This is a genomic window from Micromonospora tarensis (assembly GCF_016803395.1).
In the GTDB taxonomy this organism is placed as follows: Bacteria; Actinomycetota; Actinomycetes; order Mycobacteriales; family Micromonosporaceae; genus Micromonospora; species Micromonospora tarensis.
Genome location: NZ_JAEVHL010000029.1, coordinates 1 through 26,354, shown reverse-complemented (window position 1 = coordinate 26,354; position 26,354 = coordinate 1). Strand labels below are relative to the sequence as shown.

Genomic DNA, 26,354 nt, shown 5'->3' with positions numbered 1-26,354 from the left:
CGCGACCCGACTATCCTTTGCGGACCCCCCGGCCCTGGTAGAGCACGCCGGTCGACCAGGTCGGCACGATGCGCGGCGCGCCGCCGACGGGCGCGACACCCGACGCTCGGGCCGCGCGGGCTCGCCGGAGCAGCCAGGCGAGCAGGCCACCGACCTGCGGACGGATGCCCCGCAGCCGCAGGTCGACACCGTGCCGGGCGCACTCGGCCACCAGCGCGTCGGCATCCACGAACAACAGTGGATCGTGGATTCCCCGGGGCACCGTCGGCAGCCGCTCGGCGATCCGTACCGCGACGAGCCGGGCCAGCGCCGTGTCGTTCAGGGTGTCCAGCACCAGCAGGCCGCCGGGGCGCAGCAGTCGACACGCCTCGGCCACCACGCGCGGCCAGGCCGGCACGTGCTCCAGCAACTCACCCGCGGAGACCACGTCGGCACAACCGTCGGGCAGCGGGACGGCGGTGGCGTCACCCTGAACCACGCTCACCCCGTGCTCGGCCGCCTGGAGCAGTGCCGAGCGGGTCAGATCAACCCCGACGTGGCGGTAGCCCTTGCCGCTCAGGTGCGGCGCGAGCAGGCCGGCGCCGCAACCCAGGTCGACCAGCAACGCGCCCGGGCGGGTGGCCGGTGGCACCAGCGCCGCGCGAGCCTCGGCCAGCCAGTGCAGCATCGCGAACGCGCCATCCGGCCGCCACCACTCACCGGCCAGGTCGTCGTACTGGCGCGGATCGTTTCGCGGCAGCACCCTCCTGCCGGTGGACGCCGCGGCCGCAGCCACGTCTCGCATGGCACCGAGCGTGGCACGACTGCTCGGTAACGACCAGACTTCCCTTATGTCGTCGAGGGTGTTAGGGCTGGTCAGAGCGAGCCATCCGGAACCAGCCGCAGCGGTGACCACGGTGGCCGGTCTGCTGGCCTGGGGAGTGGGCCACCGGCCGGCCGGAATCGTCTCGGTGGTGCTCGCCGTGCTGGCCAGCCAGCTCGCCGTCGGGTGGACCAACGACGCGCTGGACGCCGAGCGGGACGCCACTGTGGGGCGTACCGACAAACCGGTCGCCGCCGGCGCGGTCGGTCGGCGCGCCACGGCCTGGGCCGCCGCGGTGGCCGCGCTGGCCTGCCCGCTGCTGGCGCTGACCACCAACCCGACGGCGGCATTCTGGCTGACCCTCGCGCTGGTCTCCGCGCTGCTCTACGACTGGCCGCTCAAGGCCACCGCGTTCTCGGTGCTGCCCTACGCCGTCTCCTTCGGCGCGCTGCCCGCCTTCGTGGTGCTGGCCCTGCCCGACCAGCCGACCCCGCCCGCCTGGCTGCTGGTGGCGGCGGCGTGCCTGGGCGCCGGAGCGCACTTCGCCAACGTGTTGCCGGACCTGGCCGACGACGCCCGCACCGGGGTGCGCGGCCTGCCACACCGGCTGGGTGCCGTCGGCAGCCGGGTGGCGGCTGCCGGCCTCCTCCTCACCGCGACCGCCGCCCTGGTCCTCGGGCCACCCGGGCCACCGTCGGCGGTCGGGTTGGCGGCGGTCGGCACGGCCGCCGTGGTGCCACCGCTGAGCTGGTACGCCGGACGCTCGGCGAGCCGGGCCGGCCGGCGCCCGGTGGCGGCCTTCCGGGCGGTGATGCTGGTCGCCCTCATCGACGTGGTTCTGCTGGTGGCGAGCGGTCGGGTGGTGTGAGCGGCACCCCTTGAGGTGGCATTGCCCGGGTCCGCGTGCGGGCCTCGATCAGCCCCAACTACCCTGGACCGCGGTCTGCGCGGGTATGGCCACCGTGCCCGGCGTACGGCCCGGGTGGGGATTGTGACGAGGAGGACCGACGTGACGCGCTCGATCAGGGGATCCCGGCGGGCGGCCCTGCTGCTGTCCGGGGTTGCGGCGGTCAGCCTGCTGGCTTCCGGATGCGGCACCGGTCAGATCGCCGAGACCGCGGTGAAGGAGGCGTCGGTCCAGGGTGTCTCCCTCACGACCAACAACGGTTCCTTCTCGGTGCGCGGCCTGCTGGTGGAGTACCCGGGCCTGGAGGGTTACCGGGCCGGCCAGGACGCCACGCTCGAGGCAGTGATCTACAACGACTCGAAGGAGACGGTGACGGTCACCGTCACCACCGAGAGCGCCCGCGAGGTGGTGATCAGCGGCGGCTCGGCGAGCCCGTCGCCGTCCGCCTCGGAGTCCGCCGCCATGAGCCCGTCGCCGTCCGGTTCGGCCAGCCCGTCGGTGACGCCGTCCGGTTCGGCCAGCCCGTCGACCTCGACGTCCCGGTCGGCCAGCCCGTCGGTGACGCCCTCCGAGACCGGCTCCTCCTCGGCCACCCCGTCCGCACCGGAATCGGCCCGGGCGTCCGGATCGGCCAGCCCCTCCGCCCCGGGCCAGCCGGCCCGGATCGAGCTGGCCCCGTTGAGCTACATCCAGTTCAACACCGAGGCCACCACCCAGCTCCGGTTGATCGGCCTGACCGAGGCGCTGCGCTCCGGCCAGAACGTCGTGGTGACCTTCGACTTCGGCAACGGCAACACGGTCACCGGGCAGGCGCCGATCGCGGTGCCGCTCACCCCGGCGGCGCCGCCCTCGCCGATCATCGAGCGCGAGGGTGGCTACGAGGGCAACGAGGGCGGCACGACCCACGAGTGACCCGACCCGCACATCGACGAACGCCCCGGCGTGGTGACCACCACGCCGGGGTGTTTTCGTCGTACCCGAGGGCTAGCGTCCTGATGTGACCACCTCCCGATCGACCCCTCCGCGTGGCGGCACGGCCGGTGCCGCCCGTGGTCGGTCCACCGCCCGCGAGCCGCGTCCGGCCTACGAGTGCGACGCCTGCGGCCACCAGCCGCCCAAGTGGGTGGGGCGCTGCCCCGAGTGCGGCGAGTGGGGCTCGGTGGTGGAGAGCACGGTGACCGGCCCGACGGTCTCCGGGCGGGTGGTCAGCTCCCGGATGCCCAGCGAGCCGGCCCGACCCATCGCCACCATCAGCGCCGCTCCGGCACGTGCCCGGCCCACCGGGGTGAGCGAGCTCGACCGGGTGCTCGGCGGCGGCCTGGTGCCCGGTGCGGTGGTGTTGCTCGCCGGCGAACCCGGCGTGGGCAAGTCGACCCTCCTGCTGGACGTGGCCCAGCAGTGGGCGGTCGGCGCCGGCAGCCCGTCGCTGGTGGTCAGCGGCGAGGAGTCGGTCAGCCAGGTGCGGCTGCGCGCCGAGCGGATGGGCACCCTGCACGATCAGCTCTACCTCGCCGCGGAGAGCGACCTGGCGTCGGTGCTCGGGCACCTCGACGCGGTCAAGCCGGGTCTGCTGGTGCTCGACTCGGTGCAGACCATCTCCACCACCGGCACCGAGGGGGTGCCCGGTGGCGTGACCCAGGTCCGCGCGGTCACCGCCGCGCTGGTCTCGGTCGCCAAGGAGCGCGGCATCGCCACCGTGCTGGTCGGGCACGTCACCAAGGACGGCCAGGTCGCCGGCCCTCGGGTGCTGGAGCACCTGGTCGACGTGGTGCTGCACTTCGAGGGCGACAAGCACTCCTCGCTGCGCCTGGTGCGGGGCGTGAAGAACAGGTTCGGCGCGGCCGACGAGGTCGGCTGCTTCGAAATGCACGAGGGCGGCATCAGCAGCCTGGCCGACCCGTCCGGGCTGTTCCTGACCCGCTACGCGGAGCCGGTCCCGGGCACCTGCGTGACGGTGGCCATGGAGGGGCGGCGGGCCCTGGTCACCGAGGTGCAGGCGCTGATCGGGGCGACGGTGGCCGGCTCACCCAGACGCACCGTCTCCGGCCTCGACTCGGCGCGACTGGCGATGGTGCTCGCGGTGTTGCAACGGCGCACCGAGCGGCTGACCCTGCACGACCGCGAGGTCTTCGCCGCCACGGTGGGCGGCATCCGGGTGGTCGAGCCGGCCGCCGACCTGGCGGTCGCCCTGGCGGTCGCGTCCGGTGGGCTCAACCTGGCGATCGCGCCGCACCTGGTGGCGATCGGCGAGGTGGGGCTGACCGGTGAGGTGCGCCGGGTCGGGGCGGTGCCGCGCCGGCTGGCCGAGGCGGCCCGGTTGGGGTTCAAGGTGGCCCTGGTGCCGCCCGGTTGCGGCCCGGCCAGCACCGGCGCCGGGCCCGAGCAGATGCGGGTGACCGAGGTCACTGATGTCCGTGCCGCGTTGCACCATGCGGCCCGCGCGTCCGCCGAGTGACTCACCGTGCCGACGGGAACGGCGATACCGGACAGCTCGTCGCAGACAGAAGACGATGGAAAGGGCGGCATCGTGACACATCACAGTAACCACGACAGCACCCACCGCACGGCAGTCCGTAGAATGTGCCCGTGCCGATCGACCGCGATACCACCAAGCCAGCCGGCGCGCCGCCCCAGGCCCGCACCGGCGCCGTGGGCTCGCCCGCCCGCCCGATCAGCGTGAGCGTGACTGCGGGGGTTGCCGGGGGCGCCGGAGACCCGCTGCGGGCCAACCTTGCCCTGATGGCCCCCGGCACCGCCCTGCGCGACGGTCTGGAGCGCATCCTGCGCGGTCGCACCGGCGCGCTCATCGTCCTGGGTTACGACAAGGTCGTCGAGGGTCTGTGCACCGGCGGCTTTCCGCTGGACGTGGAGTTCTCCGCGACCCGGGTGCGGGAGCTGTGCAAGATGGACGGCGCGGTCGTGCTCTCCAGCGACGGCACCCGGATCGTCCGGGCCGCCGTGCACCTGATGCCCGACCCGTCCATTCCGACAGAGGAGTCCGGCACCCGGCACCGCACCGCCGAGCGGGTCGCTCGGCAGACCGGTTACCCGGTCATCTCGGTCAGCCAGTCGATGCGGATCATCAGCCTCTACGTCAACGGCCAGCGGCACGTCCTCGATGACTCGGCCGCCATCCTCTCCCGGGCCAACCAGGCCCTCGCCACCCTGGAGCGCTACAAGCTCCGATTGGACGAGGTCTCCGGCACGCTCTCCGCCCTGGAGATCGAAGACCTGGTCACCGTGCGAGACGCGGTGGCCGTGGTGCAGCGACTGGAGATGGTGCGCCGCATCGCCGACGAGATCGCCGGTTACGTGGTGGAGCTGGGCACCGACGGCCGCCTGCTGGCCCTGCAACTCGACGAGTTGATGGCCGGCGTGGACGCCGACCGGACGCTTGTCATCCGGGATTACCTCCCGGTCGGCCGCAAGTCGCGCACCCTGGACGAGGCGCTTGTCGAGCTGGACCTGCTCGGTGCCACCGAGCTGATCGACCTGGTGTCGGTGGCCAAGGCGATCGGTTACCCGGCCGCCTCCGACGCGCTGGACGCCGCGGTCAGCCCGCGCGGCTTCCGACTGCTGGCCAAGGTGCCCCGGCTGCCGGTGGCGGTGGTCGATCGCCTGGTGTCGCATTTCGGCAGCCTCCAACGGCTGCTCGGCGCCACCGTGGAGGACCTACAGGCCGTCGAAGGGGTCGGTGACGCTCGGGCCCGTGGCGTCCGTGAGGGGCTGTCCCGGCTCGCCGAGGCATCCATCCTGGAACGCTACGTCTGACCCGGCTCAGCCGGTGATGGTGAGTTTCACAGGTGCGCTGAGCTTCGTGCCGACCCGGGCGAGCACCTGGTACGTCCCGAGCGGCGGGAACGGCCCCGCGGCCAACCCGCTGCCGTCGCACCTGCTGGTGTCCCGCCCGTTCCACGCCACCTGGTAGGAGCGCTCGAAGTTCGGCGTGAAGGACTGCACGTCCGAGCCCTGGACCTTGCCGCAGGTGTCCGACGACCAGACCTTCTCGGCACCGGACTTGATGAAGATCTCCTGCGCCTCGGCGCCGACGTTACGGCTGCACGTCCGGTCCGAGGTGTTCTTGATCTTGAGTTGCAGATCGACGACCGCCCCCCGCTGGACCGAGGTCGGGCTCGCCACCGAGACCACGCTGATCTCCTCGTTGGTGCAGGTGCCGTCGTCCTCCGAACCGGCGGCCTCACCCAGCGGAGGCGTGTTGCTGGTGATCGCGGGGCTCGGATCCGTCGCAGCCGGCTCGGTGGACGCGGACGGTGGCGGCGCACCGGTCTGCGGTGTCAGCACCGGCCCAGCAGCACCGGACGTCGCGGCTGACGTCGCCGACGGCGACGCGCCCGCCTTCAAGTCGCCACCGCCCGAACGGCCCGAACCAGTGCAGGAGTAGAGCAGGACAATCAGGAAGAGAAAAACCGCTCCGAGTACGACGGCGCGACGCCGCCAGTACACGGCGGATGGCAGGGGGCCGACCGTCAGACGCATGATGCCCCCCACCGTAGCGGCGCTGCCCCCACCGGTGCCGCGCGACGCGCCGGAACCGATCCGGGGCGTCCGCCACACCCTCCAGTGAGGACGGACAACGCTCCGCTTCGGCACCCGGTCACAGATAGACCTTGCGCTGATAGACGGCGTGCGCACCGGCCACCCGATCCAGAAAGAGCAGCCCCGCGCAGTGGTCGATCTCGTGCTGCAACGCCCGCGCCTCGAAGCCGTCGGTCACCAGTCGGACCGCGCGCCGGTGCCAGGCAGAACACCCTCCACCACCAGCCGGCTGGCCCGCTTCACGTCCCCGGTCAGGTCCGGCACCGACATGCAGCCCTCCCGGCCCGGTTTCCACCGGGTCGCCTCGACCACCCGGGCGTTGCACATCACGAAGGTGCCGTGCACCGTCACCGACTTCGGATGCCCGGTCACGTCCACGACGAAGACATCAGCGCCCACCCCGACCTGGGGCGCGGCCAACCCGACGCAGCCGGGCGAGACCCTCATCGTGGCGACCAGGTCGGCCGCCAGCTGGACCGTCTCCTTCGCCATGGGATCGACCTCGTCGGCGACCTCGCTCAACACCGGGTGCGGAGCGGACACCACCGCGCGCACCACGCCCGGCACCAACAGCGAATCCGGCGTCCAGTCGCCCAGACCGACGTACGCCCCGGCGTCCGGCGTACCGCTCTCCTCGCCGGTCACAGCAGGTCCGGGTCCGCCGGCCGGAGGGTGACCTCCACGCCCAGCTCCGCAGCCGTCCGGTGCAACCGGTCGATCAGCGTGTCGGCCACCCCGGCCGGCAACTCGACCTCCGCCAACACCACGTAGAGCGCGCCCGCCAGCCGGGTGCTGAGATCGGTGACATTTCCCCCCGCGTCCACCAGCACCCGCGTCATCGCCGCCACGATGCCCATCCGATCCGAACCGTGCACCGCCAGCACGTACGGCTCGCCCGCCGGAGGCACCTCGCCGTCCGGGGTGACCTCGCGTACGGTCGCCAACAACTGGCCCTCGGCGGCCAGCGGCGCCAGGCCGGCCTCGACCTCGCCGGCGGCCGGCCCGGTGCAGATGAGGGTCATCGCGAAATGCCCCCGCAACCGGGTCATCGTGCTGTCGGTGAGATTCGCGCCCAGTCGGGCCAGTACCTCGGCGACGTCGGCCACAATGCCCGGCCGGTCCCGACCGATGACGGTGATCGCGAGCTCGTTCATCCGCGCATTCTCCCCCGCCCGACGAACGTCGACCTGGCGCCCCGCCCGAGCCGCCCATCCACCGGGACCGCCGCCCGTGACATCATCGACGGCGCCATGACTCAACCCGATTTCGCCACAGTGGTCAGCCGGTGGTTCCAGCAGCACGCCCGTGACCTGCCGTGGCGTGCGCCCGGGGTCACCCCGTGGGCCATCCTGGTCAGCGAGGTGATGCTCCAGCAGACGCCCGTGGTCCGGGTGGTCCCGGCCTGGCAGGAGTGGCTGGCCCGCTGGCCGGAGCCGGCCGCGCTGGCGGCGGACACCCCGGCCGAGGCGATCCGGATGTGGGGACGACTCGGCTATCCGCGGCGGGCCGTCCGGCTACGGGAATGCGCGGTCGCGATCGTCGAACGACACGCCGGTCATGTGCCGGACCGGCTGGACCAGCTGCTGGCACTGCCCGGGGTCGGCACCTACACGGCGCGGGCGGTGGCCGCGTTCGCCTACGGGCAACGGCACCCCGTGGTCGACACCAACGTACGCCGGGTGGTGAGCCGCGCGGTGGCCGGCGAACCGGACGCCGGACCGGTCACCAGGCCGGCCGACCTGGTCGCCACCGAGGAGCTGCTCCCGGCGGAACCAGCCGCGGCGGCACTGGCCAGCGCCGCGTTCATGGAACTGGGCGCGGTCATCTGCACGGCCCGGTCACCGCGCTGCACCGCCTGCCCGGTCGAGTCGGTCTGCGCGTGGCGGGCCTCCGGCCAGGAGGCGCCGGTCGGGCCGACCCGCCGACCCCAGCGGTACGCGGGCACCGACCGGCAGGTGCGCGGCCTGCTGCTCGGGGTGCTCCGGGAGCACAGCGAGCCGGTTCCGCACCAACGGTTGGACCAGGTCTGGACCGATGACGTGCAGCGCGCCCGGGCCCTCGCCGCTCTGGTGCGGGACGGGCTTGTCGAACCGGCGGGAAGTGACTCCTACCGCCTGGTCGGCGACGGCCCTTCCCTCCCCACCGCCGACCTCACCACCTGACCCGGCCGCTCGTCGTCCCGCCCGTCACTCAGCGCCTCCCCGCACTCCGCACGCTCCCCACCTTCCCCGGGCCATGGCGCAGCGCACCGGCGCCGGCGTCGGCGTCGGCGTCGGCGAAGTCAAGATCGCGCTCGATCCACGAAGTAGTGGCATCGAGCGTAGAGGGACACCCGTACAACCAGGATGTTGCACGATCTTGCACACAAACCCCATGGCCGCGCGCTCTTGGACGCGGCCACACAAATAAGCGCGGCCAGACGGATTTGCGCGCCCGCAACACCGCTGACCCGCAGACCCGCATGCACCGCAGGCACCTCGCGCACCTCACGCACCGCAGGCCGCCGAAGGGGCCCGAAGGGGATACCGCAGGCGCGGGACGACGAAAGGCGGGGCCCCGGTGGCTTGCGCCACCGGGGCCCCGCCCCCTGCTGGTTGTGCTACTCGTCCGCGCCTGCGGCGGCGGTGCCAGCGGCAGTGCCGCCGAGGTCGGCCGGCACGGCGTCCGGAACTTCGACCGGCTTCTCCGCGCCCCGGAAGACGAGCTTGGACTTGTCGATGTCGTTCGGGTCGCCCTCGCAGTCCACCACGACGATCTGACCCGGGGTCAGCTCGTTGAACAGGATCCGCTCGGAGAGGTTGTCCTCGATGTCGCGCTGGATCGTGCGACGAAGCGGACGGGCACCGAGCACCGGGTCGAAGCCCTTCGCCGCCAGGTACTTCTTGGCGTTGTCGGTCAGCTCCAGACCCATGTCCTTGTTGCGCAACTGACCTTCGATCCGCTGGATCATGATGTCCACGATCGAGAGGATCTCGTTCTGGCGCAGCTGGTGGAAGACGATGGTGTCGTCGATCCGGTTCAGGAACTCAGGCCGGAAGTGCTGCTTGAGCTCGTCGTTGACCTTCTGCTTCATCCGGTCGTAGGTGGACTCGGAGTCCTCCGACTGCTGGAAGCCGAGCGACACCGCCTTGGCGACGTCCCTGGTGCCCAGGTTGGTGGTCAGGATGATGACCGTGTTCTTGAAGTCCACGATCCGACCCTGGCCGTCGGTGAGCCGACCGTCTTCGAGGATCTGCAGGAGCGTGTTGAACACGTCCGGGTGGGCCTTCTCGATCTCGTCGAAGAGGACCACCGAGAACGGCCGACGCCGCACCTTCTCGGTCAGCTGCCCGCCCTCGTCGTAGCCGACGTAGCCGGGAGGGGCACCCACGAGTCGGGAGACCGTGTAGCGGTCGTGGAACTCGGACATGTCCAGCTGGATGAGGGCATCCTCGCTGCCGAAGAGGAACTCGGCGAGCGCCTTGGACAGCTCGGTCTTACCGACACCGGACGGGCCGGCGAAGATGAACGAGCCCGACGGGCGCTTCGGGTCCTTCAGGCCGGCCCGGGTACGCCGGATCGCCTTCGAGACCGCCTTGACCGCATCCTCCTGGCCGATGACGCGCTTGTGCAGCTCGTCCTCCATGCGCAGCAGGCGTGAGGTCTCCTCCTCGGTCAGCTTGTAGACCGGGATGCCGGTCCAGTTGCCGAGCACCTCGGCGATCTGCTCGTCGTCAACCTCGCTGACGACGTCCAGGTCACCGGCCTTCCACTCCTTCTCCCGCTGCGCCTTCTGGCCAAGGAGCTGCTTCTCCTTGTCCCGCAGCTGGGCGGCGCGCTCGAAGTCCTGCGCGTCGATCGCGGACTCCTTGTCGCGACGCACCTGGGCGATGCGCTCGTCGAAGTCACGCAGGTCTGGCGGCGCGGTCATCCGACGGATCCGCATCCGGGCACCGGCCTCGTCGATCAGGTCGATCGCCTTGTCCGGCAGGAAGCGGTCGGAGATGTATCGATCGGCCAGAGTCGCGGCAGCCACGAGGGCGGCGTCGGTGATGCTCACCCGGTGGTGCGCCTCGTAGCGGTCACGCAGGCCCTTGAGGATCTCGATGGTGTGCGCCAGCGACGGCTCACCCACCTGGATCGGCTGGAAGCGGCGCTCGAGAGCGGCGTCCTTCTCCAGGTGCTTGCGGTACTCGTCGAGCGTGGTGGCACCGATGGTCTGCAGCTCACCACGGGCGAGCATCGGCTTGAGGATGCTGGCGGCGTCGATCGCGCCCTCGGCGGCACCCGCACCCACCAGGGTGTGGATCTCGTCGATGAACAGGATGATGTCGCCGCGGGTGCGGATCTCCTTGAGCACCTTCTTGAGGCGCTCCTCGAAGTCACCGCGGTAGCGGGAGCCGGCGACGAGCGCACCGAGGTCAAGCGTGTAGAGCTGCTTGTCCTTGAGCGTCTCGGGCACCTCGCCCTTGATGATCTTCTGGGAGAGCCCCTCCACCACTGCGGTCTTACCGACGCCGGGCTCACCGATCAGGACCGGGTTGTTCTTGGTACGGCGGGAGAGCACCTGCATGACCCGCTCGATTTCCTTCTCGCGCCCGATGACCGGGTCGAGCTTGCCCTCGCGGGCGGCCTGGGTCAGGTTGCGGCCGAACTGGTCCAGCACCAGGCTGGTCGACGGCGCGGCCTCACCCGGCGCGGCGCCAGCGGCGGCCGGCTCCTTGCCCTGGTAGCCGGAGAGCAGCTGGATCACCTGCTGGCGGACCCGGTTGAGGTCGGCGCCGAGCTTGACCAGCACCTGGGCGGCAACGCCCTCGCCCTCGCGGATCAGCCCGAGCAGGATGTGCTCGGTGCCGATGTAGTTGTGGCCGAGCTGCAGCGCCTCGCGCAGCGACAGCTCCAGCACCTTCTTGGCCCGCGGCGTGAACGGGATGTGCCCGCTCGGCGCCTGCTGACCCTGGCCGATGATCTCCTCGACCTGCTGGCGGACGCCCTCCAGGGAGATGCCGAGGCTCTCCAGGGCCTTTGCCGCGACGCCTTCACCTTCGTGGATCAGGCCCAGCAGGATGTGTTCCGTACCGATGTAGTTGTGGTTGAGCATCCGGGCCTCTTCTTGGGCCAGGACGACAACCCGTCGCGCTCGGTCGGTGAACCGCTCGAACATGCCCTCGTGCTCCTCACGTGCCGTGCGCCTTGATGGTCAAGATCTTGGCGGGGCCGGTGCACGAACGTCCGGGACGGGCGTCCGCGCCTCCTTACTCTATCGTCGCTGACCGACTCAGCTGAGGTCGTGTGTCTCCGGTCCGGGTCGGTTCCACGTCGTTTTGGACAACCGTCCGCGCTCAGGAGGTGTTCCGGTAGCCCTGTCGCTACGCGCAGAGCGAAATCCGACTGGCGCGATCGAGGCGCTGTTCCGGCTTCGGAGGCGCTTCGGGAGGCCCCGGCGGGCCGGGTGGCGGTCGCGGCGAGCGTTCCGCCCGACCCCTGGACGGTTGTCCACAGGTTGTGGATGACTGCTCCACTGGTTGTGGATAACGCCGGTCGACCCGGAATGCTTCCCGACCGTCGACATGCTTCCCGACCGTCGACGGATACGGCGACGCCGGCCCGGAGAACTGCTCCGGCCCGGCGTCGGTGTCGCCCGCGGTAACGGCTGGCCGCGACCGCTGCTGGTTGATCAGCGCTTCGCGTGGAACTCGTCGACGATCTCCTGCGGGATACGACCCCGGTCCGAGATGTCCTTGCCGGCCTTCTTGGCCCACTCCCGGATCGCCTTGTTCTGCTCCCGATCGGCGGTCGCGCCACCACGACCGCGGGCGGCCCGCCCACCGATCACGACGCCACCCCGACCGACCTTCGTGCCCGCGCCCACGTACGAGGCAAAAGCGTCGCGCAATTTCGCGGCGTTGGCACTCGACAGGTCGATCTCGTACTGAACACCGTCGAGGGCGAACTTGACGGTCTCGTCCGCGTCCCCGCCGTCCAGGTCATCGACCAGCTTGTGAATGATCTGCTTGGCCACGTCCCACATTCCTTTCGAGCAGGATGCTCCTGCTAACGAGAGCACAATAACCCGCGCGCCGCTCGTCGCGTCAATAGGATGCCGTTACGGCTCGCCGCGCGCCGTGGGCGGGACTACTCCGGACCGCCCAACGGGAAGCGGATGGTTTCCCGAATTCCCAGCCGGTCCGGACCATCAACAGTCGGCCGATTCCCATTCTCATACGGCCGGCCGGCGGGATTGCATACTCCATCGCCCGAAGAAAGTCCTCGTCGAGGCGCATCGCCTCGTCGTCGCAACCAGCCACCAGCTGCCTCTGGGCGACCAGCCGCGCCCGCCGCGCGACCGGCTCGACCAGCTCGGAGCCGCGACAGCGGGCGCACTTCTCGGCCAGCCCCGGCTCGCCGCAGTGCACCTGGTGAGCGCGTTGGTCTCCGCCGGGCGCTCCCCCGACGAAGGTGGCTGCCGCCATACCGCTACAACCAGTTCCTCGGCCAACTTGCCCGGATCCGACTTCGGGTTCACCGCCAATCCCATCCGGTCGCCGCACGCCACCAGCCGGGTGCGTTCGGTGCGGACCGTGGCTGGTCGCCAAGCACCTCGGAAAGCACCCCCAACAGCGGCCCCGGCCGCCACTCGCCGCCCAGGGCGAACTCCCGCCCGGCGGCGTGGTCACCGTCGTCGAGCAGCCGACCACGATGGCCCCCTGCCGCACCAGATTTCGGGTCGGCCTCGGCCATGCTGTCGTAGTCGTCGTACCTCTGGTACGTCTCCAACATCGCGAACTCCGGCGACTGCGCGGGGTCGACACCCTCATTACCGAACTCGCGGTTGATCTCGAAGACTCGCTCGGCGCCGCCAACCACGGCCCGCCTGAGAAACAGTTCCGGAGCGATTCGCGGATACAGATCGGTGTTCAACGCATTGCTGTGGGTCACGAACGGTCGGCCGCCGCCGGTCACGCAGCAGTTGTCACATCGGCGTTTCACCTCGACGCAGCCGCGCCGGTGTGGTGAATCGCGTCGACTGGGCAGCGTGGCGGCTCGGGTACGGCCCATTTCCCTGCGGCTGTGGTCGGACGATCAGGTCGACGTAACACTGCCGGACGCGGACCTCCTCGGAAAAGGGCTGGCGCGCGACCGGCAGCGGTCGCCGCGCCTCGGCGGCCGGCGTCAAACCCGAGCGGGCTCGGCGGTCCGAAGGTCGTTGTCGGATAACCTGCCCGTCATGGTCGATCACACTCATGCCCTCTCCTTCGGGGCCGCTGCGAGCGATTACGACCGCTTTCGACCGCGTTATCCGGAAGCTGCGGTCCGCTGGGCACTTGACGGGCTCGGCACCGCCCGGGTCGTCGATCTCGCAGCGGGCACCGGCATCCTGACCCGCGCGCTGCTGGACCTGGGCCACGAGGTCGTACCCGTCGAGCCCGATCCGGAAATGCGCGCGCAGCTCGCGGAGAGCACCCCGGGCACGACGGCGCTGGCCGGCAGCGCCGAGTCCGTGCCGCTGCCGGACTCGACGGCGGACGCGGTGCTGGCGGGGACGGCGTACCACTGGTTCGACCGGGAGCCCGCGCACACCGAGATCGCCCGGGTGCTGCGCCCCGGTGGCATCTTCGCCCCCATCTGGAACATCCGGGACGGCAGCGTCGACTGGGTGGCCGAGCTGGGCCGTATCGCCCACTTCGGGGACAAGTCGGCCAGCCTGGTCATCGGAGAGTACGCCGACTTCGGCCCCGCCTTCGACGCCGTCGAGACCCGCGAGTTCACCCACCACACCACGCTCACGCCGGACGAACTGTTCGGAATGATCCGCACCCGTTCGTACTGGCTCACCGCCTCCACGGACGACCAGCAGCGGGTTCAGCGCGAACTCGCCGAGCTGCTGGACAGCCACCCCGCCCTGGTCGGCCGGGAAACCATCGAGCTGCCGTACCGGACGCTGGTGCTGCGCGCACGGCGGCGCTGAAACCGGCGCGAAGGCCGCCCCCGACGCCGGCCGGCCATCACAGGTTGCGTTCGTAGACCATCCGGAGGCCGATCAGCGTGATCATCGGCTCGTGGTGGGTGATGCTGCGGCACTCGTTGATCACCAGCGCGGCCAGGCCACCGGTCGCGATGACCGCCCGCACCTCGCCCAGCTCCTCGGTCATCCGCTCGACGATCCGGTCCACCTGGCCGGCGAAGCCGAAGTACAGACCGGCCTGGAGGCACTCCACGGTGTTCTTGCCGATCACCGAGCGGGGCTTGGTGGCCTCTACCTTCCGCAGCTGGGCCGCGCGGGCCGCCAGCGCGTCGAAGGAGATCTCGATGCCCGGGGCGAACGCGCCACCGAGGAACTCGCCGCGCCCGCTGATCACGTCGAAGTTGGTGGTGGTGCCGAAGTCCACCACGATCGACGGCCCGCCGTAGAGGGTGTACGCGGCAAGCGTGTTCACCACCCGGTCCGCGCCCACCTCCTTCGGGTTGTCGATCGCCAACTGCACGCCGGTGCGCACCCCGGGCTCGACGACGACGCTCGGCAGCTCGGCGTAGTAACGGCTGAGCATGGTGCGCAACGACCGCAGCGCGGCCGGCACCGTCGAGCAGGCGGCCACCCCGGTGATCTCGACGTTGTCCCCGGCGAGCAGACCCCGGAACATCAGGCCCAGCTCGTCCGCCGTCGAGCGGGCATCGGTCTTGATCCGCCAGGAGTGCACCAGCTTGTCGCCGTCGAAGGTCGCCAGCACGGTGTTGGTGTTTCCGATGTCGATGCAGAGCAGCACCCACGCAGCCTAGACAACTAGTCGGTACGCAGGTCCAGCGCGATGTCCAGGATCGGCGACGAGTGGGTCAACGCGCCCACCGAGAGGAAGTCGACGCCGGTGGCCGCGTACCGGCCCGCCACCTCCAGGGTCAGCCCGCCGGTCGCCTCCAGCTCCGCCCGGTCGCCCACCGCCGCGACCGCCTCGGCCAGCGTCTCGGGCGTCATGTTGTCGCAGAGCAGGAAGTCCGCGCCGGCCTCCACCGCCTCCACCGCCTCGGCGACAGTCGTCACCTCGACCTGCACCGGCACCTCCGGGAACGCCTCCCGAACCCGCCGGTAGGCCGCCGTGATGCTCCCGGCCGCCAGCTTGTGGTTGTCCTTGATCATGGCCACGTCGTAGAGGCCCATCCGCTTGTTGGTGCCGCCGCCGGCCCGCACCGCGTACTTCTCCAGCGCCCGCAGACCCGGCGTCGTCTTGCGGGTGTCCAACACCATCGCCTTCGTGCCGGCCAGCGCGTCCGCCCAGGCCCGGGTGTGGGTGGCCACCCCGGACATCCGGCAGAGCAGGTTGAGCGCCGTCCGCTCGGCGGTCAGCAGCAACCGGGTCGGGCCGGTCACCGTCGCCAGCACGTCGCCGCGGGCCACCCGCTCGCCGTCGCGGGCCGACACCGAGACCTCGACGGTACGACCGAAGCCGGTCACCTCGCCGACCAGCTCGAACACGGCCGCGGCCACGGCCATCCCGGCGACCACCCCGTCCGCGCGGGCCACCAGGTCGGCGGTGTCGATCTGGTCCGCCCCGATGGTGGCCACGCTTGTCACGTCGAGGAAGTCCGGGCCCAGGTCCTCGACCAGGGCGCCCTCGATCACCCGCCGCACCTGCGCCGGGTCCAGCCCGGCCGTCCGCAACGCCGCCTGCGTCGACTCCGTCATGATGATGTCCCCTCCCACTGCTGCGTCACCCGGCCCTGCGCCCCGATCGCTCCGACCAGGTGGCCCAGCCACCGCTCGTCGGCCGTCGGGAAGTCCTCCCGCCAGTGGCAACCCCGGGTCTCACCGCGCGCGTACGCGGCGGCGACCAGCGCCGACGCCACGGTGAGCAGGTTTGTCGCCTCCCAGTCGGCGGTTCGCGGACGGCCCCGGGCGACGCCCAGCTCGGTGAGCGTCCCGGCCGTCGCGGCCAACGTCGTCGCCGACCGGAGCACCCCGGCCCCCCGGGTCATCGTCCGTTGCAGGGTCGGCGTCACCTCCGCCGGCAGCACCCAGCCCGCACCCCCGCGCCAGGCACCGGTCTCCGCCGGCTGGGCCTGCTCGGGCAGGCCGGCCGCGATGTCCTCGGCGATCCGCCGGGAGAAGACCAGGCCCTCCAGCAGCGAGTTGCTGGCCAGTCGGTTCGCGCCGTGTACGCCCGTGCAGGCCACCTCGCCACAGGCGTACAGGCCGGGGATGGAGGTACGGCCGCGCAGATCCGTCCGGACGCCGCCGGAGGCGTAGTGGGCGGCCGGCGCCACCGGGATCAGGTCGGTCGCCGGGTCGACGCCGATCGCCAGGCAGGACGCCACGATGGTGGGGAAGCGGCCGGCCAGGAAGTCGCCACCCAGGTGCCGCGCGTCGAGGAAGACGTGCTCCGCGCCGGTGGCCAGCAGCACCCGGTGGATGCCCTTGGCGACCACGTCCCGAGGGCCAGCTCGGCCAGCTCGTGCTGGCCCACCATGAACCGCTTGCCGTCGGAGTCCACCAGGTACGCGCCCTCGCCGCGCAGCGCCTCGGAGACCAGCGGCTGCTGCGCGTGCCCGGCACCGGGCACCCCCTGGCCGGCGGGGGTGATCAGGGCGGTCGGGTGGAACTGGACGAACTCCACGTCGGTCACCGCCGCGCCGGCCCGCATCGCCAGCGCCACCCCGTCCCCGGTGGAGACCCCCGGGTTGGTGGTGGCCGAGAAGATCTGGCCCATGCCACCGGTGGCCAGCACGACCGCGCGGGCCAGCAGCGCGCCGACGCCGTCCTCGCTGCCCTCACCGAGCACGTGCAGGGTGATGCCACACGCCGGGCCGAGCCCGTCCGGGCCGTCACCGGGCGCGCGCAGCAGGTCAAGCACGAGGGCGTGCTCGACCAACCGGATCCACGGGTCCCGCTGCACCGCCGCGTGCAGGGCCCGCTGCACCTCCGCGCCGGTGGCGTCGCCGCCGGCGTGCACGATCCGGTCCGCCCGGTGCCCGCCCTCGCGGGTCAGCATCAGGGAGCCGTCCGGGTGGCGATCGAACTCGGCACCGATCCGGATCAGCTCGCGGAGCCGGGTCGGGCCCTCCTCGACCAGCACCCGCACCGCCGCCCTGTCGCACAGCCCGACCCCGGCGATCTCGGTGTCACGGGCATGCGCCGCCGGGGTGTCGGCCGGGTCGAGCACGGCGGCGATACCGCCCTGTGCCCACCGGGTCGAGCCGTCATCGATGTTGACCTTGGTAACGACCGTGACGTGCAGACCCGCCTCACGCAGGTGCAGCGCCGCGGTCAATCCGGCCACGCCGGAACCCACCACGATCACGTCGGTGGTCTCCACCCAGCCGGGCGCGGGCGCGGCCAGCAACGCGGGCAGGGCAGGCAGGTCGACGGTGGGAAGGTCCATCCCCCCAGTCAACCCGAACCATCCTCGTCCGGGGCGGCGGGGGCGCTACGAGTGTTTTGGGCGACCCCGTCCGGGCCGCGCCGCCGTCAGGCCGTGGTCATTTCGTCCGAACCGGCAGGCCAGCCGGGCCAGCGCCCTTCAACGAGGCGCTCACCGTACGGTGGCTCAGCCACAGGTAGCAGCGGACGCCCCGGTCACCGACCTTCCAGCGCCCCGCCCCCGGCGGGCGGACCACCACGCCGCTGCGGAACCGCAGCTCGGCGTCGTTCGGCACGCCCACGTACCGACCGAGGACGCTGCGACAGCCGGTGTAGAGCGGCACCCAGTCGGCCTCCCGGGTCGGGTACGCCGTGTCCGGTGCGCGCCACACCCCGACGAACTCGGCGTCGTGCTGCCTGGCGCACTCCACCGGGGTCAGCGTCTGCACGCCCCGACCGGCCCCGCCCCGGGTCTGCTGGCAGCCGAGCCGCAGCCCGGAGGGCGCCTTCAACGCGTCCCGCAGGCTGCCCGAGCGGACCACCACTGTGGCCGCCGCCTCGACCGTGTTCAACTCGGTGAGGTCGCAGCGGAACCAACGGGAACCCGCTGCCCAACCCGGCCCGTTCGGCAGCGCCACGGACAGCCGCAGGCGGCCCGCCCGCCAGTCGTCACCGACGTAGCCGGTCGCCCGGGTGTCGCACTCCGCGAACGCACCCCGCAGCTCCACCGAGCCACCCGCCGGGGCGGTCGTCCGTTCGGCCGGAAACGCCCCCACGTGCACGGTTTCCAGCCGGTGCGGACCCGCACAGTCCACCGGTTCGTAGCCGGCCAGGGAGACCACGTCGGTGAAATCGCCGGCGTGACACACCCCGGCGGCCGGAGTGAACGCCGACGCCGCCGACAGGGTGGCCCAGTCGTCGGTCAGGTCACCGTCGAGGCCCTCGGGCGCCGCACAGCCAGCCAGCAACACTGCCGTCATGGCAGCGGCGAACACTGTCGTCATGGCACGGCGCATCGCGGCCTCCCCCAGCCACTGACCGGCTTCCGCCAGCCCGCCAAGGGTAACCGGAAATGACCTTTCGGTGACAGACCGGAATCGCGTTACCGGGAATCAGACACCGGACACCGCCAGCGGGCTGGGCACCGGGTTCCCGGCCGTGCCGGGCGCCACCGCGGCCGGGTCGCCGCCCAACTCGATCACCCGGTTGTCGGCGTCGACGTGCACCACCCGCGGCCGGTACGACCGGGCCTCGGCGTCGTCCATCTGGCCGTACGAGATCAGGATGACCAGGTCACCCGGGTGCACCAGGTGGGCGGCGGCCCCGTTGATGCCGATCACGCCGCTGCCCCGCTGGCCGGGGATCACGTACGTCTCCAGCCGGGCACCGTTGGTGATGTCCACGATCGCCACCTGCTCGCCGGGGAGCAGGTCAGCGGCGTCGAGCAGGTCCTCGTCCACGGTGACCGAACCGACGTAGTGCAGGTCGGCCTGGGTCACCGTGGCCCGGTGGATCTTCGACTTGAGCATGGTCCGCAGCATCGGAGTGGCCTTTCGCGGGATTGGTGGAGGGTGGTCCGGCCGGGTCAGGAGCGCGGGGCGAGCTGGATCGCCGCATTGTCGATCAACCGGGTGGCGCCGACCCACGCCGCGATCACCAACCGGGCCGGCCCGGACACCGGCCCCGGCTCCAACTCGGGATCGGTGAGCACCAGGTAGTCGAGACGGGCACCGGGCGTACCGGCACCGAACGCGGCGTGCGCGGCGGTCAGGCACCGCCGCCGCGTCCGCGCCGTCGTCGGCGGCCCGCGCCCCGGCCCGCAGCGCGGCGGACAGGCTCAGCGCGGCGGCCCGCTCCGGCTCGCTCAGGTAGCGGTTGCGGCTGGAGAGCGCCAGCCCGTCCGGCTCCCGGACGGTCGGCACGCCCACCACCTCGACCGGCACGTCCAGGTCGCGGGTCATCCGCCGGACCAGGGTGAGCTGCTGGTAGTCCTTCTCACCGAAGAACGTCAGGTCCGGCCGGGTGAGCTGGAGCAGCTTCAGCACCACGGTGAGCACGCCGTGGAAGAAGCCGGGGCGACTCGCACCCTCCAGCTCCGCACCGAGCGGGCCCGGGTCGAGGCGGACCCGGGGCTGGCCGTCCGGGTACATGTCCGCCACCGACGGGGCGAAGACGAGATCCGCCCCCGCCCGCCGGCACACCTCCAGGTCCGCGTCGAGGGTGCGCGGGTAGCGGTCGAAGTCCTCGTTCGGCCCGAACTGCAACGGGTTCACGAAGATCGTCACCAGCACGTGGTCGGCCTGTTCCCGGGCCGCGCGCAGCAACGTCTCATGCCCGGAGTGCAGGGCACCCATGGTCATCACCACCCCGACCGTGCCCTTCAGCCCGGCCCGGGCCTCGGCCAACTCGGCGCGGGTGTGCACCACCTGGGTCATGCCGCCACCTCCCGACCGCTGTCGGCCAGCACGCCGAGCAGCGACTGCGCGTCCACCGGGCGCAGCCGGCCGGCGGCGATCGCCCGGTCGGCGGTACGACGGGCCAGTGCCAGGTACGCCGGGACGGACTCGGGTGCCGTCGCCGTCAGCCGGGCCAGGTGCCGGCGCACGGTGCCCGCGTCACCACGGGAGACCGGACCGGTCAACGCGTCGTCACCGAGACTCAGCGCGTTCTCCAGGGCCGCCCGCAGCAGCGGAGCGAGCACCTTCTCCGGCCGGGACACCCCGGCGTCGCGCAACCGGTCGGTCGCCTCGTTGACCAGGGTCACCAGGTGGTTCGCGCCGTGCGCCAGCGCGGCGTGGTACAGCGGACGGTCGGACTCGGCCACCCACTCGGGTACGCCACCGAGGTCGGCGACCAGCCGGGCGGCGAGGGGGCGCAACTCCGCCGGAGCGGTCACCCCGTACGAAATGCCGTCCAGGCGGGCGAGGTCGTCGGGCGTACCGGTGAAGGTCATCGCGGGGTGCAGGGCGAGCGGTCGGGCACCGGCCGCGACGGCCGCCCCGAGCACGGCGAGGCCGTGCGCTCCCGAGGTGTGCGCGACGACCTGACCCGGGCGTAACCCGCCCTGCTCGGCGAGGTCGGCCACCACGTCGGCCAGCCGGTCGTCCGGCACCGCGATCAGCAGCAGGTCAGCGGCGGCGTGGGCGACCGCGACGGCCGGGCGGCGGGGCACCTCGGGCAGCAGCAGGGCGAGGCGGGCGCGACTGGCACCGGAGTTGCCGGAGACGGCGACCACCCGGTGCCCGGCGGCGGCGAGCGCGGCACCCAGCACGGCTCCGACCCGACCGGCGCCAACGACACCGACGGTGAGCAGGCGGGAGGTGGGGACGGCGCGATCCCGCGATGCGGCAGGCCCGGAAGGGGCGGCCGGACGCGGGCGCAACGGTGCGCTCATGGCGATGATCCAGTCCTCGAGCAGGGGTACCGGTCGATCGCAAGTATGCGCCCGGCCCACCGAACCGGGACAAGCATGTGTGAAAACCTTCACCGCCGGCGGAAGGGCCGCTCGGCACCGTTCCCGACCGGTCGAGGCCGTTCCGGAACAGTCGGCGGACGGGGCGCGGAAACCGCCCGTTCAGCGGTGGCTCAGGTCGGCAGCTTCCCCCGGGCCGACGTGATCGCGCGTAGCTCGGCGGCCACCTCGGCGATCAGGTCGGTGAGCGCCGCGTCGCTGTCCGGCGCGACCCAGCGGGCGTACGCGACCCGGAACACGGTGACACCCGACTCGGTGGCCAGGGTGGCGGTGGTCTCGTCGCACCCCTTGGCGCGCAGCGCGGCGCTGACCGCGGCCCCCAGTGCGGTCCCCTTGCGCAGCTCACGCTCCTGTAGCTCCGGGCTGCTCGCGATGATGGACTGGCGCATCCGGACCAGCTCGAGGCGGTCGGCGAAGATGTCCTCCGCCGCCCGACGGAAGGCGGCCACGACCGCCTCGAAAGCGGTGGCGTCCGTCTCGGCAACCGTCTTGACCAGGAGTTCCTCCAGCCGTCCGCTGCCGCTGAAGAGCGCCTCGCGCTTGTCGCCGAAGAGCCGGTAGAAGGTGCGTTTGTCGAGGCCGGCGCGGGCGGCGATGTCGGCGACGGTGGTCTGCTCGAAGCCGCGCTCGCGGAAAAGCTCGAAGGCGGCCGCCTCCAGGCGGCCGCGCGCGTCCGGTTGCCAGCGGGCCATCGGGCGATGGTATCCGATGTCACATCGCGACATTATTTGGTTCGAGGGATGTCGCGATGTGACATCGCGAGCTACGGTGATGTCGCCAAGTGACATCGGTACTCACCCGAAGGACCCACCATGCGCGTATTCGTCACAGGAGCCTCCGGCCATCTCGGCTCCGCGGTCGTGCCGGAACTGCTCTCCGCCGGGCACGAGGTCGTCGGCCTGGCCCGCTCCGACGCGTCCGCCGCCGCCATCGAAAAGCTCGGCGCTCGGGCGCACCGCGGCGACCTGACCGACCTCGACGTGCTTCGGGACGAGGCGGCGGCCTCCGACGGGGTGATCCATCTGGCGTTCCGCCACGATCTCATGATCAGCGGCGACCTGGCCGATGCCGCCTCGGCCGACCTGAACGCCCTCACGGCACTCGCCGACGGCCTGGCCGGCTCCGGCAAGCCTCTGGTCGGCACGGGCGGGACGGCCATGCTCGTGATGGGCGGCATCGTCGGCCGGCACGGCACCGAACGCGACATCTTCCCGGGCGGCGGCTACCGGATCGACGCGGAGAACTTCGTGGCCGGCCTCGCCTCCCGGGAGGTGCGCTCGTCGATCGTCCGGCTCGCGCCCACGGTGCACAGTTCGCTCGACCGCTACGGCTTCATCGCCGTCATCATCGCGGCGGCCCGGCGCAACGGGTACGCCGCGTACGTCGGCGAGGGTGCCAACCGGTGGCCGGCCGTGCACACGCTCGACGCGGCCCAGCTCTACCGGCTCGCCCTGGAACAGGCACCGGCCGGTGCGCGCCTGCACGGAGCCGCCGACGAAGGTGTTCCGTTCCGGCAGATCGCCGCCGCCATCGGCCACAACCTCGGCCTCCCGGTCCGCAGCATCAGCCCCGACCAGGCGGACGACTACTTCGGCTTTCTCGGGCAGTTCGCGCAGCTGGACAATCCGACGTCCTCGGCGATCACCCGTGAACGGCTGGGCTGGACCCCCACCCACCCCGGCCTGATCGCCGACCTGCACGAAGGGCACTACTTCCGGAACTGAACCAATCGGCGCGGGGATCCGGAGTCGTCGCCGCACCGGGTGGCCGTAGGGTCGGCACGGTGACGACTCCCGAACCCGCGGTGAGCTGATGCCGATCCCGTGGCGGGAGGCGATGAGCCAGGCCCTCTACGGGCCGGACGGCTTCTTCGTGGCCGGCACCGGACCGGCCGCCCACTTTCGGACCAGCGTGCACGCGTCCCCGGCGTTCGCCAGCGCGCTGGTGCGCCTGATCGCACAGGTCGACGCCGCCCTGGACCATCCGCCACGGCTCGACGTGGTCGACGTCGGGGCTGGCCGGGGCGAGCTGCTGCGAAGCCTGCTGAGGCTCGTCGCATCCTCGGCCGCCGTCGGGGACGCGGTGGGGGATGATCCGTCGTCGGTCGCTGATCGCCCGTCGCTTGTGGAACGGGTGCGGTTCACGGCTGTCGAGTTGGCGCCTCGACCTGAGCACCTGCCGGAGCCGATCGAGTGGGTGTCCGAGATTCCTGCTGGGATAACCGGACTGTTGACCGCTACCGAGTGGCTGGACAACGTTCCGCTGGACGTGGCGGTGCACACCAGGGATGGCTGGCGATACCTGCTGGTCGATCCCGAGAGCGGCGCGGAGACGGTTGGTGAGCTGGTCAGCGCTGCTGATTCTGATTGGCTGACGCAGTGGTGGCCCAGAGCCTCAGACTCGGCAGCGGCGGGCAGCGACCCAGATCTGGCGTTGACCTGGACGGACGGGACCAGCGAAACCCCCCACAGCGACCACCGAGCGGAGATCGGCAGACCACGGGACGAAGCCTGGGCCGACGCGGTGCGACAGATCAGCCGAGGGCTGGCGGTAGCGGTCGACTACGGGCACCTGAGGAGGGACCGGCCCGTCGACGGAACGTTGACCGGGTACCGGAGTGGGCGGCAGGTGGCCCCGGTGCCCGACGGGACGACAGACGTGACCGCGCACGTGGCCATGGACTCGGTCGCCTCCGCTGGTGCGGCGGCCGCCCGGTGTGCGTACTCCCTGGTCTCCCAGCGGGAGGCGCTGCGGGCGCTCGGGGCCGACGGCCGGCGACCGCCGCTCGGCCTGGCCGGCACCGACCCGGCCGGCTACCTGCGGGCGCTCGCCGCCGCGTCGGCGGTGGCCGAGCTGACCGACCCGGCCGGGCTCGGCGGGCACTGGTGGCTGCGCCAGCCGGTCGGCATCCCGCTCGAGCCGGCCGTGGCACGATGACGGACATGACCACCGACGCCGGGGACCTCCGCGAACTGACCGTCGGCACCGGGGCCGGCCTGGTCGCCGGCACCAGCGATCAGCAGCTCGGCACCGACATGGTGCTGAACATCGGCCCGCAGCACCCCTCCACCCACGGTGTGCTGCGACTGAAGCTGGTGCTCGACGGCGAGCGGGTGGTCTCCTGCGAACCGGTCGTGGGCTACATGCACCGGGGCGCGGAGAAGCTCTTCGAGGTACGCGACTACCGGCAGATCATCGTGCTGGCCAACCGGCACGACTGGCTCTCGGCGTTCTCCAACGAGCTGGGTGTGGTGCTCGCTGTGGAACGCCTGATGGGCATGGAGGTGCCGGAGCGGGCCACCTGGTTGCGGATGGCTCTCGCCGAGCTGAACCGGGTGCTCAACCACCTGATGTTCCTCGGTTCCTACCCGCTGGAGATCGGGGCGATCACGCCGATCTTCTACGCCTTCCGGGAGCGGGAGACCATCCAGGCGGTGATGGAGGAGGTCTCCGGCGGCCGGATCCACTACATGTTCAACCGGGTGGGCGGCCTCAAGGAGGAGGTGCCGGCCGGCTGGACCGGCCGGGCCCGCGCGGCGATCGGCGAGGTACGCCGCCGGCTGCCCGATCTGGACCACCTGATTCGGCGCAACGAGATCTTCCTGGCCCGCACCGTGGGCGTGGGTGTGCTCTCCGCCGCGGACGCCGCCGCGTTCGGCGCGTCCGGGCCGGTGGCCCGAGCCTCCGGGTTGGACCTGGATCTGCGCCGCGACGACCCCTACCTGGCCTACGACGAGCTGGACGTGCCGGTGGTCACCAAGACCGCCGGGGACTGCCATGCCCGTTTCGAGGTGCTGCTCGACCAGGTGTACGCCTCGCTGGACCTCGCCGAGCAGTGCCTGGACCGGGTGGACCGGCTGACCGGGCCGATCAACACGCGGTTGCCGAAGGTGCTCAAGGCGCCCGAGGGGCACACCTACGCCTGGACCGAGAACCCGCTCGGCATCAACGGCTACTACCTCGTGTCGCGGGGCGAGAAGACGCCGTGGCGGTTGAAGCTGCGCACCGCCTCGTACGCGAACGTGCAGGCGTTGGCCACCCTGCTCCCCGGCTGCCTGGTCCCGGATCTGATCGCGATCCTCGGCTCGATGTTCTTCGTGGTCGGCGACATCGACAAGTGACCCGAGCCGGCTGACCGGTCACCGCCAGCGGTCGGTGGGCGACGCGCCGCCGGCACGCGGCACGTCATCCTGGGGCGGGTAGCCGTATCGCTCGTCGACTCGACGCCGACCGACCCGCTCGGGCGCGGGTTCCGCCTGGTGGCCGCGCTGACGCGGTGGACGCCACTCGTCCGGCACCGGCACCCCGCCCACCGGCAGCGCCGGCCGGCCCGCCGGCTCGTCCCGGCGGTACGACTCACGCTCCCCGTACCGGCCGGCGTCCTGGTACCGGCCGGCGTCCTCGTGTCGGCGCGGCTCCTCGTATCGGCCGGGCTCCTCGTGTCGGCGCGGCTCCTCGTATCGGCCGGCGTCCTCGTGTCGGCGCGGCTCCTCGTGCCGGACGGTGGCCCAGCGGTCGGCCACCCGGTACTCGGTCCCGGTGGCGTCGGCGTGCACCTCGGCCCGGCGTTCGCCGACCCGCACCTCGCGGCCGGTCTCGTCGTCGCGCACGGCAGCCCACTGGTCGCCGGCCGCAACTGCGACCAGTACTCGCCGGTGTCGTCGGCGCGCAGCGGCGGCCGGCCTGCGGCGCGGCGGCGCTCACCCGACCGCGCTGCTCCGACCGGCCGCGATCGTCCGGGCCGTCCCAGGACCGCTCCGGTGTGCGGGGCGACCTGGTCGCCGCCCCGCGCTCGTCGGGCTGGGCGTACGCGTCGGGTGGATCGGACCACTCCGGCTCGTCGTGCCGGCCCGTCCAGCCCGGCTCGTCCCCGTCGACGTCGGGCTCGTACCGCTCGGCACGACCCGACCCGGCCCGCGCGCCGCTCCACTCGGGTTCGCCCCGGGTCGTGTGCTGCGCACCCCAGGAGCGGTCGTCGCCCGGGCGGGCCCGGTCGTCGCCGTAACCGGCTCTGGATCGCTCCTCCGCGCCGCCGCCCCGGGTCCACTCCTGCGCGGGCGGGGTCCACTGGCCGGCGTACCGGCCGCCGTACTGCCGGCCGGCTCGCTCGCGCCACCGTCCACCACCGTGTGCCGGGTGGTGACGTGCACGGTCTCGGTGTGCCGGACCACGCCGCCGGTCCGGTGCGCCGGCTCGGGGCGATCGTGCTCCCGGGGGCGGGCCGCGCCGTACGCGGTGGCGGCCGGCGACCCGCGCCGTACGTTCCCGCGGTGGCCGGCTGCTCGAC

At 72.0% G+C, this 26,354-nt stretch carries 21 protein-coding genes and 4 pseudogenes; 9 read left to right on the top strand and 16 right to left on the bottom strand.

Translation table 11 applies throughout. The features are described from left to right. Positions 1-10: 10 nt before the first annotated feature. A complete protein-coding gene (locus JM949_RS09395; protein WP_203148036.1) occupies positions 11-784 on the bottom strand; it encodes a methyltransferase domain-containing protein in 774 nt (257 codons plus the stop codon). A 46-nt stretch (positions 785-830) separates the two neighbouring features. On the opposite strand from JM949_RS09395, the gene JM949_RS09390 reads away from it, so the two are divergent. The 4 genes from JM949_RS09390 to disA all read left to right on the top strand — a co-directional run bounded on the left by JM949_RS09390 (position 831) and on the right by disA (position 5,480). Then, positions 831-1,670, top strand: coding sequence for a UbiA family prenyltransferase (locus JM949_RS09390; RefSeq protein WP_407664720.1), 840 nt, complete (start codon positions 831-833; stop codon positions 1,668-1,670). A 141-nt stretch (positions 1,671-1,811) separates the two neighbouring features. Further along, the gene (locus JM949_RS09385; RefSeq protein WP_203148034.1) at positions 1,812-2,621 is read left to right on the top strand and encodes a hypothetical protein; all 810 of its coding nucleotides are present in this window, start codon (positions 1,812-1,814) and stop codon (positions 2,619-2,621) included. Positions 2,622-2,706: 85 nt separating this feature from the next. Next, positions 2,707-4,164: a DNA repair protein RadA gene (gene radA / locus JM949_RS09380; protein WP_203148033.1), complete on the top strand. Its 1,458-nt coding sequence runs from the start codon at positions 2,707-2,709 to the stop codon at positions 4,162-4,164. A gap of 131 nt (positions 4,165-4,295) precedes the next feature. Further along, positions 4,296-5,480, top strand: a complete 1,185-nt coding sequence (gene disA, locus JM949_RS09375; protein WP_203148032.1) for a DNA integrity scanning diadenylate cyclase DisA — start codon at positions 4,296-4,298, stop codon at positions 5,478-5,480. Positions 5,481-5,486: 6 nt separating this feature from the next. Here disA and JM949_RS09370 read toward each other — a convergent pair whose 3' ends face one another. The 3 genes and pseudogenes from JM949_RS09370 to JM949_RS09360 all read right to left on the bottom strand — a co-directional run bounded on the left by JM949_RS09370 (position 5,487) and on the right by JM949_RS09360 (position 7,420). Continuing rightward, positions 5,487-6,206 (bottom strand): hypothetical protein, encoded by a 720-nt coding sequence (locus tag JM949_RS09370; protein WP_203148031.1) that lies wholly within the window; start codon positions 6,204-6,206, stop codon positions 5,487-5,489. Between the two features lie 118 nt (positions 6,207-6,324). Then, a pseudogene (locus tag JM949_RS09365) lies at positions 6,325-6,911 on the bottom strand (peptide deformylase). Next, positions 6,908-7,420 (bottom strand): glycine cleavage system protein R, encoded by a 513-nt coding sequence (locus JM949_RS09360; RefSeq protein WP_203148030.1) that lies wholly within the window; start codon positions 7,418-7,420, stop codon positions 6,908-6,910. The pseudogene JM949_RS09365 and the gene JM949_RS09360 overlap by 4 nt, the downstream one beginning before the upstream one ends. A gap of 96 nt (positions 7,421-7,516) precedes the next feature. On the opposite strand from JM949_RS09360, the gene JM949_RS09355 reads away from it, so the two are divergent. Then, complete coding sequence (locus JM949_RS09355) at positions 7,517-8,428, top strand: A/G-specific adenine glycosylase (protein WP_203148029.1); 912 nt, start codon at positions 7,517-7,519, stop codon at positions 8,426-8,428. Positions 8,429-8,865: 437 nt separating this feature from the next. Here the strand turns inward: JM949_RS09355 and JM949_RS09350 are convergent, their stop codons facing one another. The 3 genes and pseudogenes from JM949_RS09350 to JM949_RS39040 form a co-directional block, all read right to left on the bottom strand. After that, entirely contained in the window at positions 8,866-11,409 is a 2,544-nt protein-coding gene (locus tag JM949_RS09350) for an ATP-dependent Clp protease ATP-binding subunit (protein ID WP_203148028.1), read from the bottom strand. Positions 11,410-11,922: 513 nt separating this feature from the next. Continuing rightward, on the bottom strand, positions 11,923-12,267 hold the full coding sequence (locus JM949_RS09345) for a histone-like nucleoid-structuring protein Lsr2 (protein WP_036392792.1): 345 nt from the start codon (positions 12,265-12,267) through the stop codon (positions 11,923-11,925). A 113-nt stretch (positions 12,268-12,380) separates the two neighbouring features. Beyond that, positions 12,381-13,410: pseudogene (locus JM949_RS39040) on the bottom strand (amino acid--tRNA ligase-related protein); the annotation flags it as partial. Between the two features lie 63 nt (positions 13,411-13,473). Between JM949_RS39040 and JM949_RS09335 the strand changes: the two are divergent. Beyond that, the gene (locus tag JM949_RS09335; RefSeq protein ID WP_203148027.1) at positions 13,474-14,214 is read left to right on the top strand and encodes a class I SAM-dependent methyltransferase; all 741 of its coding nucleotides are present in this window, start codon (positions 13,474-13,476) and stop codon (positions 14,212-14,214) included. 37 nt (positions 14,215-14,251) lie between these two features. Here JM949_RS09335 and JM949_RS09330 read toward each other — a convergent pair whose 3' ends face one another. The 8 genes and pseudogenes from JM949_RS09330 to JM949_RS09295 form a co-directional block, all read right to left on the bottom strand. Beyond that, complete coding sequence (locus JM949_RS09330; RefSeq protein ID WP_203148026.1) at positions 14,252-15,010, bottom strand: type III pantothenate kinase; 759 nt, start codon at positions 15,008-15,010, stop codon at positions 14,252-14,254. A gap of 17 nt (positions 15,011-15,027) precedes the next feature. After that, on the bottom strand, positions 15,028-15,924 hold the full coding sequence (gene nadC, locus JM949_RS09325; RefSeq protein ID WP_203148025.1) for a carboxylating nicotinate-nucleotide diphosphorylase: 897 nt from the start codon (positions 15,922-15,924) through the stop codon (positions 15,028-15,030). Then, positions 15,921-17,617, bottom strand: a pseudogene (locus tag JM949_RS09320) (L-aspartate oxidase). The gene nadC and the pseudogene JM949_RS09320 overlap by 4 nt, the downstream one beginning before the upstream one ends. Before the next feature lie 97 nt (positions 17,618-17,714). Continuing rightward, complete coding sequence (locus JM949_RS09315; protein ID WP_203148024.1) at positions 17,715-18,611, bottom strand: septum formation family protein; 897 nt, start codon at positions 18,609-18,611, stop codon at positions 17,715-17,717. A gap of 96 nt (positions 18,612-18,707) precedes the next feature. Continuing rightward, positions 18,708-19,136: an aspartate 1-decarboxylase gene (gene panD / locus JM949_RS09310; protein ID WP_203148023.1), complete on the bottom strand. Its 429-nt coding sequence runs from the start codon at positions 19,134-19,136 to the stop codon at positions 18,708-18,710. A gap of 44 nt (positions 19,137-19,180) precedes the next feature. Next, positions 19,181-20,030, bottom strand: a pseudogene (gene panC, locus JM949_RS09305) (pantoate--beta-alanine ligase). Next, positions 20,027-20,989: a Rossmann-like and DUF2520 domain-containing protein gene (locus tag JM949_RS09300; RefSeq protein ID WP_203148022.1), complete on the bottom strand. Its 963-nt coding sequence runs from the start codon at positions 20,987-20,989 to the stop codon at positions 20,027-20,029. The pseudogene panC and the gene JM949_RS09300 overlap by 4 nt, the downstream one beginning before the upstream one ends. A gap of 191 nt (positions 20,990-21,180) precedes the next feature. Next, on the bottom strand, positions 21,181-21,759 hold the full coding sequence (locus tag JM949_RS09295) for a TetR family transcriptional regulator (protein ID WP_203148021.1): 579 nt from the start codon (positions 21,757-21,759) through the stop codon (positions 21,181-21,183). Between the two features lie 120 nt (positions 21,760-21,879). On the opposite strand from JM949_RS09295, the gene JM949_RS09290 reads away from it, so the two are divergent. The 3 genes from JM949_RS09290 (at position 21,880) to JM949_RS09280 (ending at position 25,188) form a co-directional block, all read left to right on the top strand. Then, positions 21,880-22,791, top strand: a complete 912-nt coding sequence (locus tag JM949_RS09290; RefSeq protein ID WP_203148020.1) for an SDR family oxidoreductase — start codon at positions 21,880-21,882, stop codon at positions 22,789-22,791. Between the two features lie 88 nt (positions 22,792-22,879). Then, the gene (locus JM949_RS09285) at positions 22,880-24,004 is read left to right on the top strand and encodes an SAM-dependent methyltransferase (RefSeq protein WP_203148019.1); all 1,125 of its coding nucleotides are present in this window, start codon (positions 22,880-22,882) and stop codon (positions 24,002-24,004) included. Further along, positions 24,001-25,188, top strand: a complete 1,188-nt coding sequence (locus JM949_RS09280; protein ID WP_203148018.1) for an NADH-quinone oxidoreductase subunit D — start codon at positions 24,001-24,003, stop codon at positions 25,186-25,188. Before JM949_RS09285 ends, JM949_RS09280 begins: the two co-directional genes overlap by 4 nt. Positions 25,189-25,206: 18 nt before the next feature. Here the strand turns inward: JM949_RS09280 and JM949_RS09275 are convergent, their stop codons facing one another. Next, positions 25,207-25,677: a hypothetical protein gene (locus JM949_RS09275; RefSeq protein ID WP_203148017.1), complete on the bottom strand. Its 471-nt coding sequence runs from the start codon at positions 25,675-25,677 to the stop codon at positions 25,207-25,209. Between the last annotated feature and the right edge of the window lie 677 nt (positions 25,678-26,354).

Bases quoted from the DNA above. Each gene is read 5' to 3' on its own strand.
- JM949_RS09290 (WP_203148020.1), top strand. From the start codon at position 21,880: ATGCGCGTATTCGTCACAGGAGCCTCCGGCCATCTCGGCTCCGCGGTC.
- JM949_RS09295 (WP_203148021.1), bottom strand. From the start codon at position 21,759: ATGGCCCGCTGGCAACCGGACGCGCGCGGCCGCCTGGAGGCGGCCGCC.
- JM949_RS09335 (WP_203148027.1), top strand. From the start codon at position 13,474: ATGGTCGATCACACTCATGCCCTCTCCTTCGGGGCCGCTGCGAGCGAT.
- JM949_RS09360 (WP_203148030.1), bottom strand. From the start codon at position 7,420: ATGAACGAGCTCGCGATCACCGTCATCGGTCGGGACCGGCCGGGCATT.
- JM949_RS09355 (WP_203148029.1), top strand. From the start codon at position 7,517: ATGACTCAACCCGATTTCGCCACAGTGGTCAGCCGGTGGTTCCAGCAG.
- JM949_RS09315 (WP_203148024.1), bottom strand. From the start codon at position 18,611: ATGCGCCGTGCCATGACGACAGTGTTCGCCGCTGCCATGACGGCAGTG.
- JM949_RS09350 (WP_203148028.1), bottom strand. From the start codon at position 11,409: ATGTTCGAGCGGTTCACCGACCGAGCGCGACGGGTTGTCGTCCTGGCC.
- panD (WP_203148023.1), bottom strand. From the start codon at position 19,136: ATGCTGCGGACCATGCTCAAGTCGAAGATCCACCGGGCCACGGTGACC.
- JM949_RS09370 (WP_203148031.1), bottom strand. From the start codon at position 6,206: ATGCGTCTGACGGTCGGCCCCCTGCCATCCGCCGTGTACTGGCGGCGT.
- JM949_RS09300 (WP_203148022.1), bottom strand. From the start codon at position 20,989: ATGAGCGCACCGTTGCGCCCGCGTCCGGCCGCCCCTTCCGGGCCTGCC.
- JM949_RS09395 (WP_203148036.1), bottom strand. From the start codon at position 784: ATGCGAGACGTGGCTGCGGCCGCGGCGTCCACCGGCAGGAGGGTGCTG.
- nadC (WP_203148025.1), bottom strand. From the start codon at position 15,924: ATGACGGAGTCGACGCAGGCGGCGTTGCGGACGGCCGGGCTGGACCCG.
- JM949_RS09390 (WP_407664720.1), top strand. From the start codon at position 831: ATGTCGTCGAGGGTGTTAGGGCTGGTCAGAGCGAGCCATCCGGAACCA.
- JM949_RS09285 (WP_203148019.1), top strand. From the start codon at position 22,880: ATGCCGATCCCGTGGCGGGAGGCGATGAGCCAGGCCCTCTACGGGCCG.
- JM949_RS09280 (WP_203148018.1), top strand. From the start codon at position 24,001: ATGACGGACATGACCACCGACGCCGGGGACCTCCGCGAACTGACCGTC.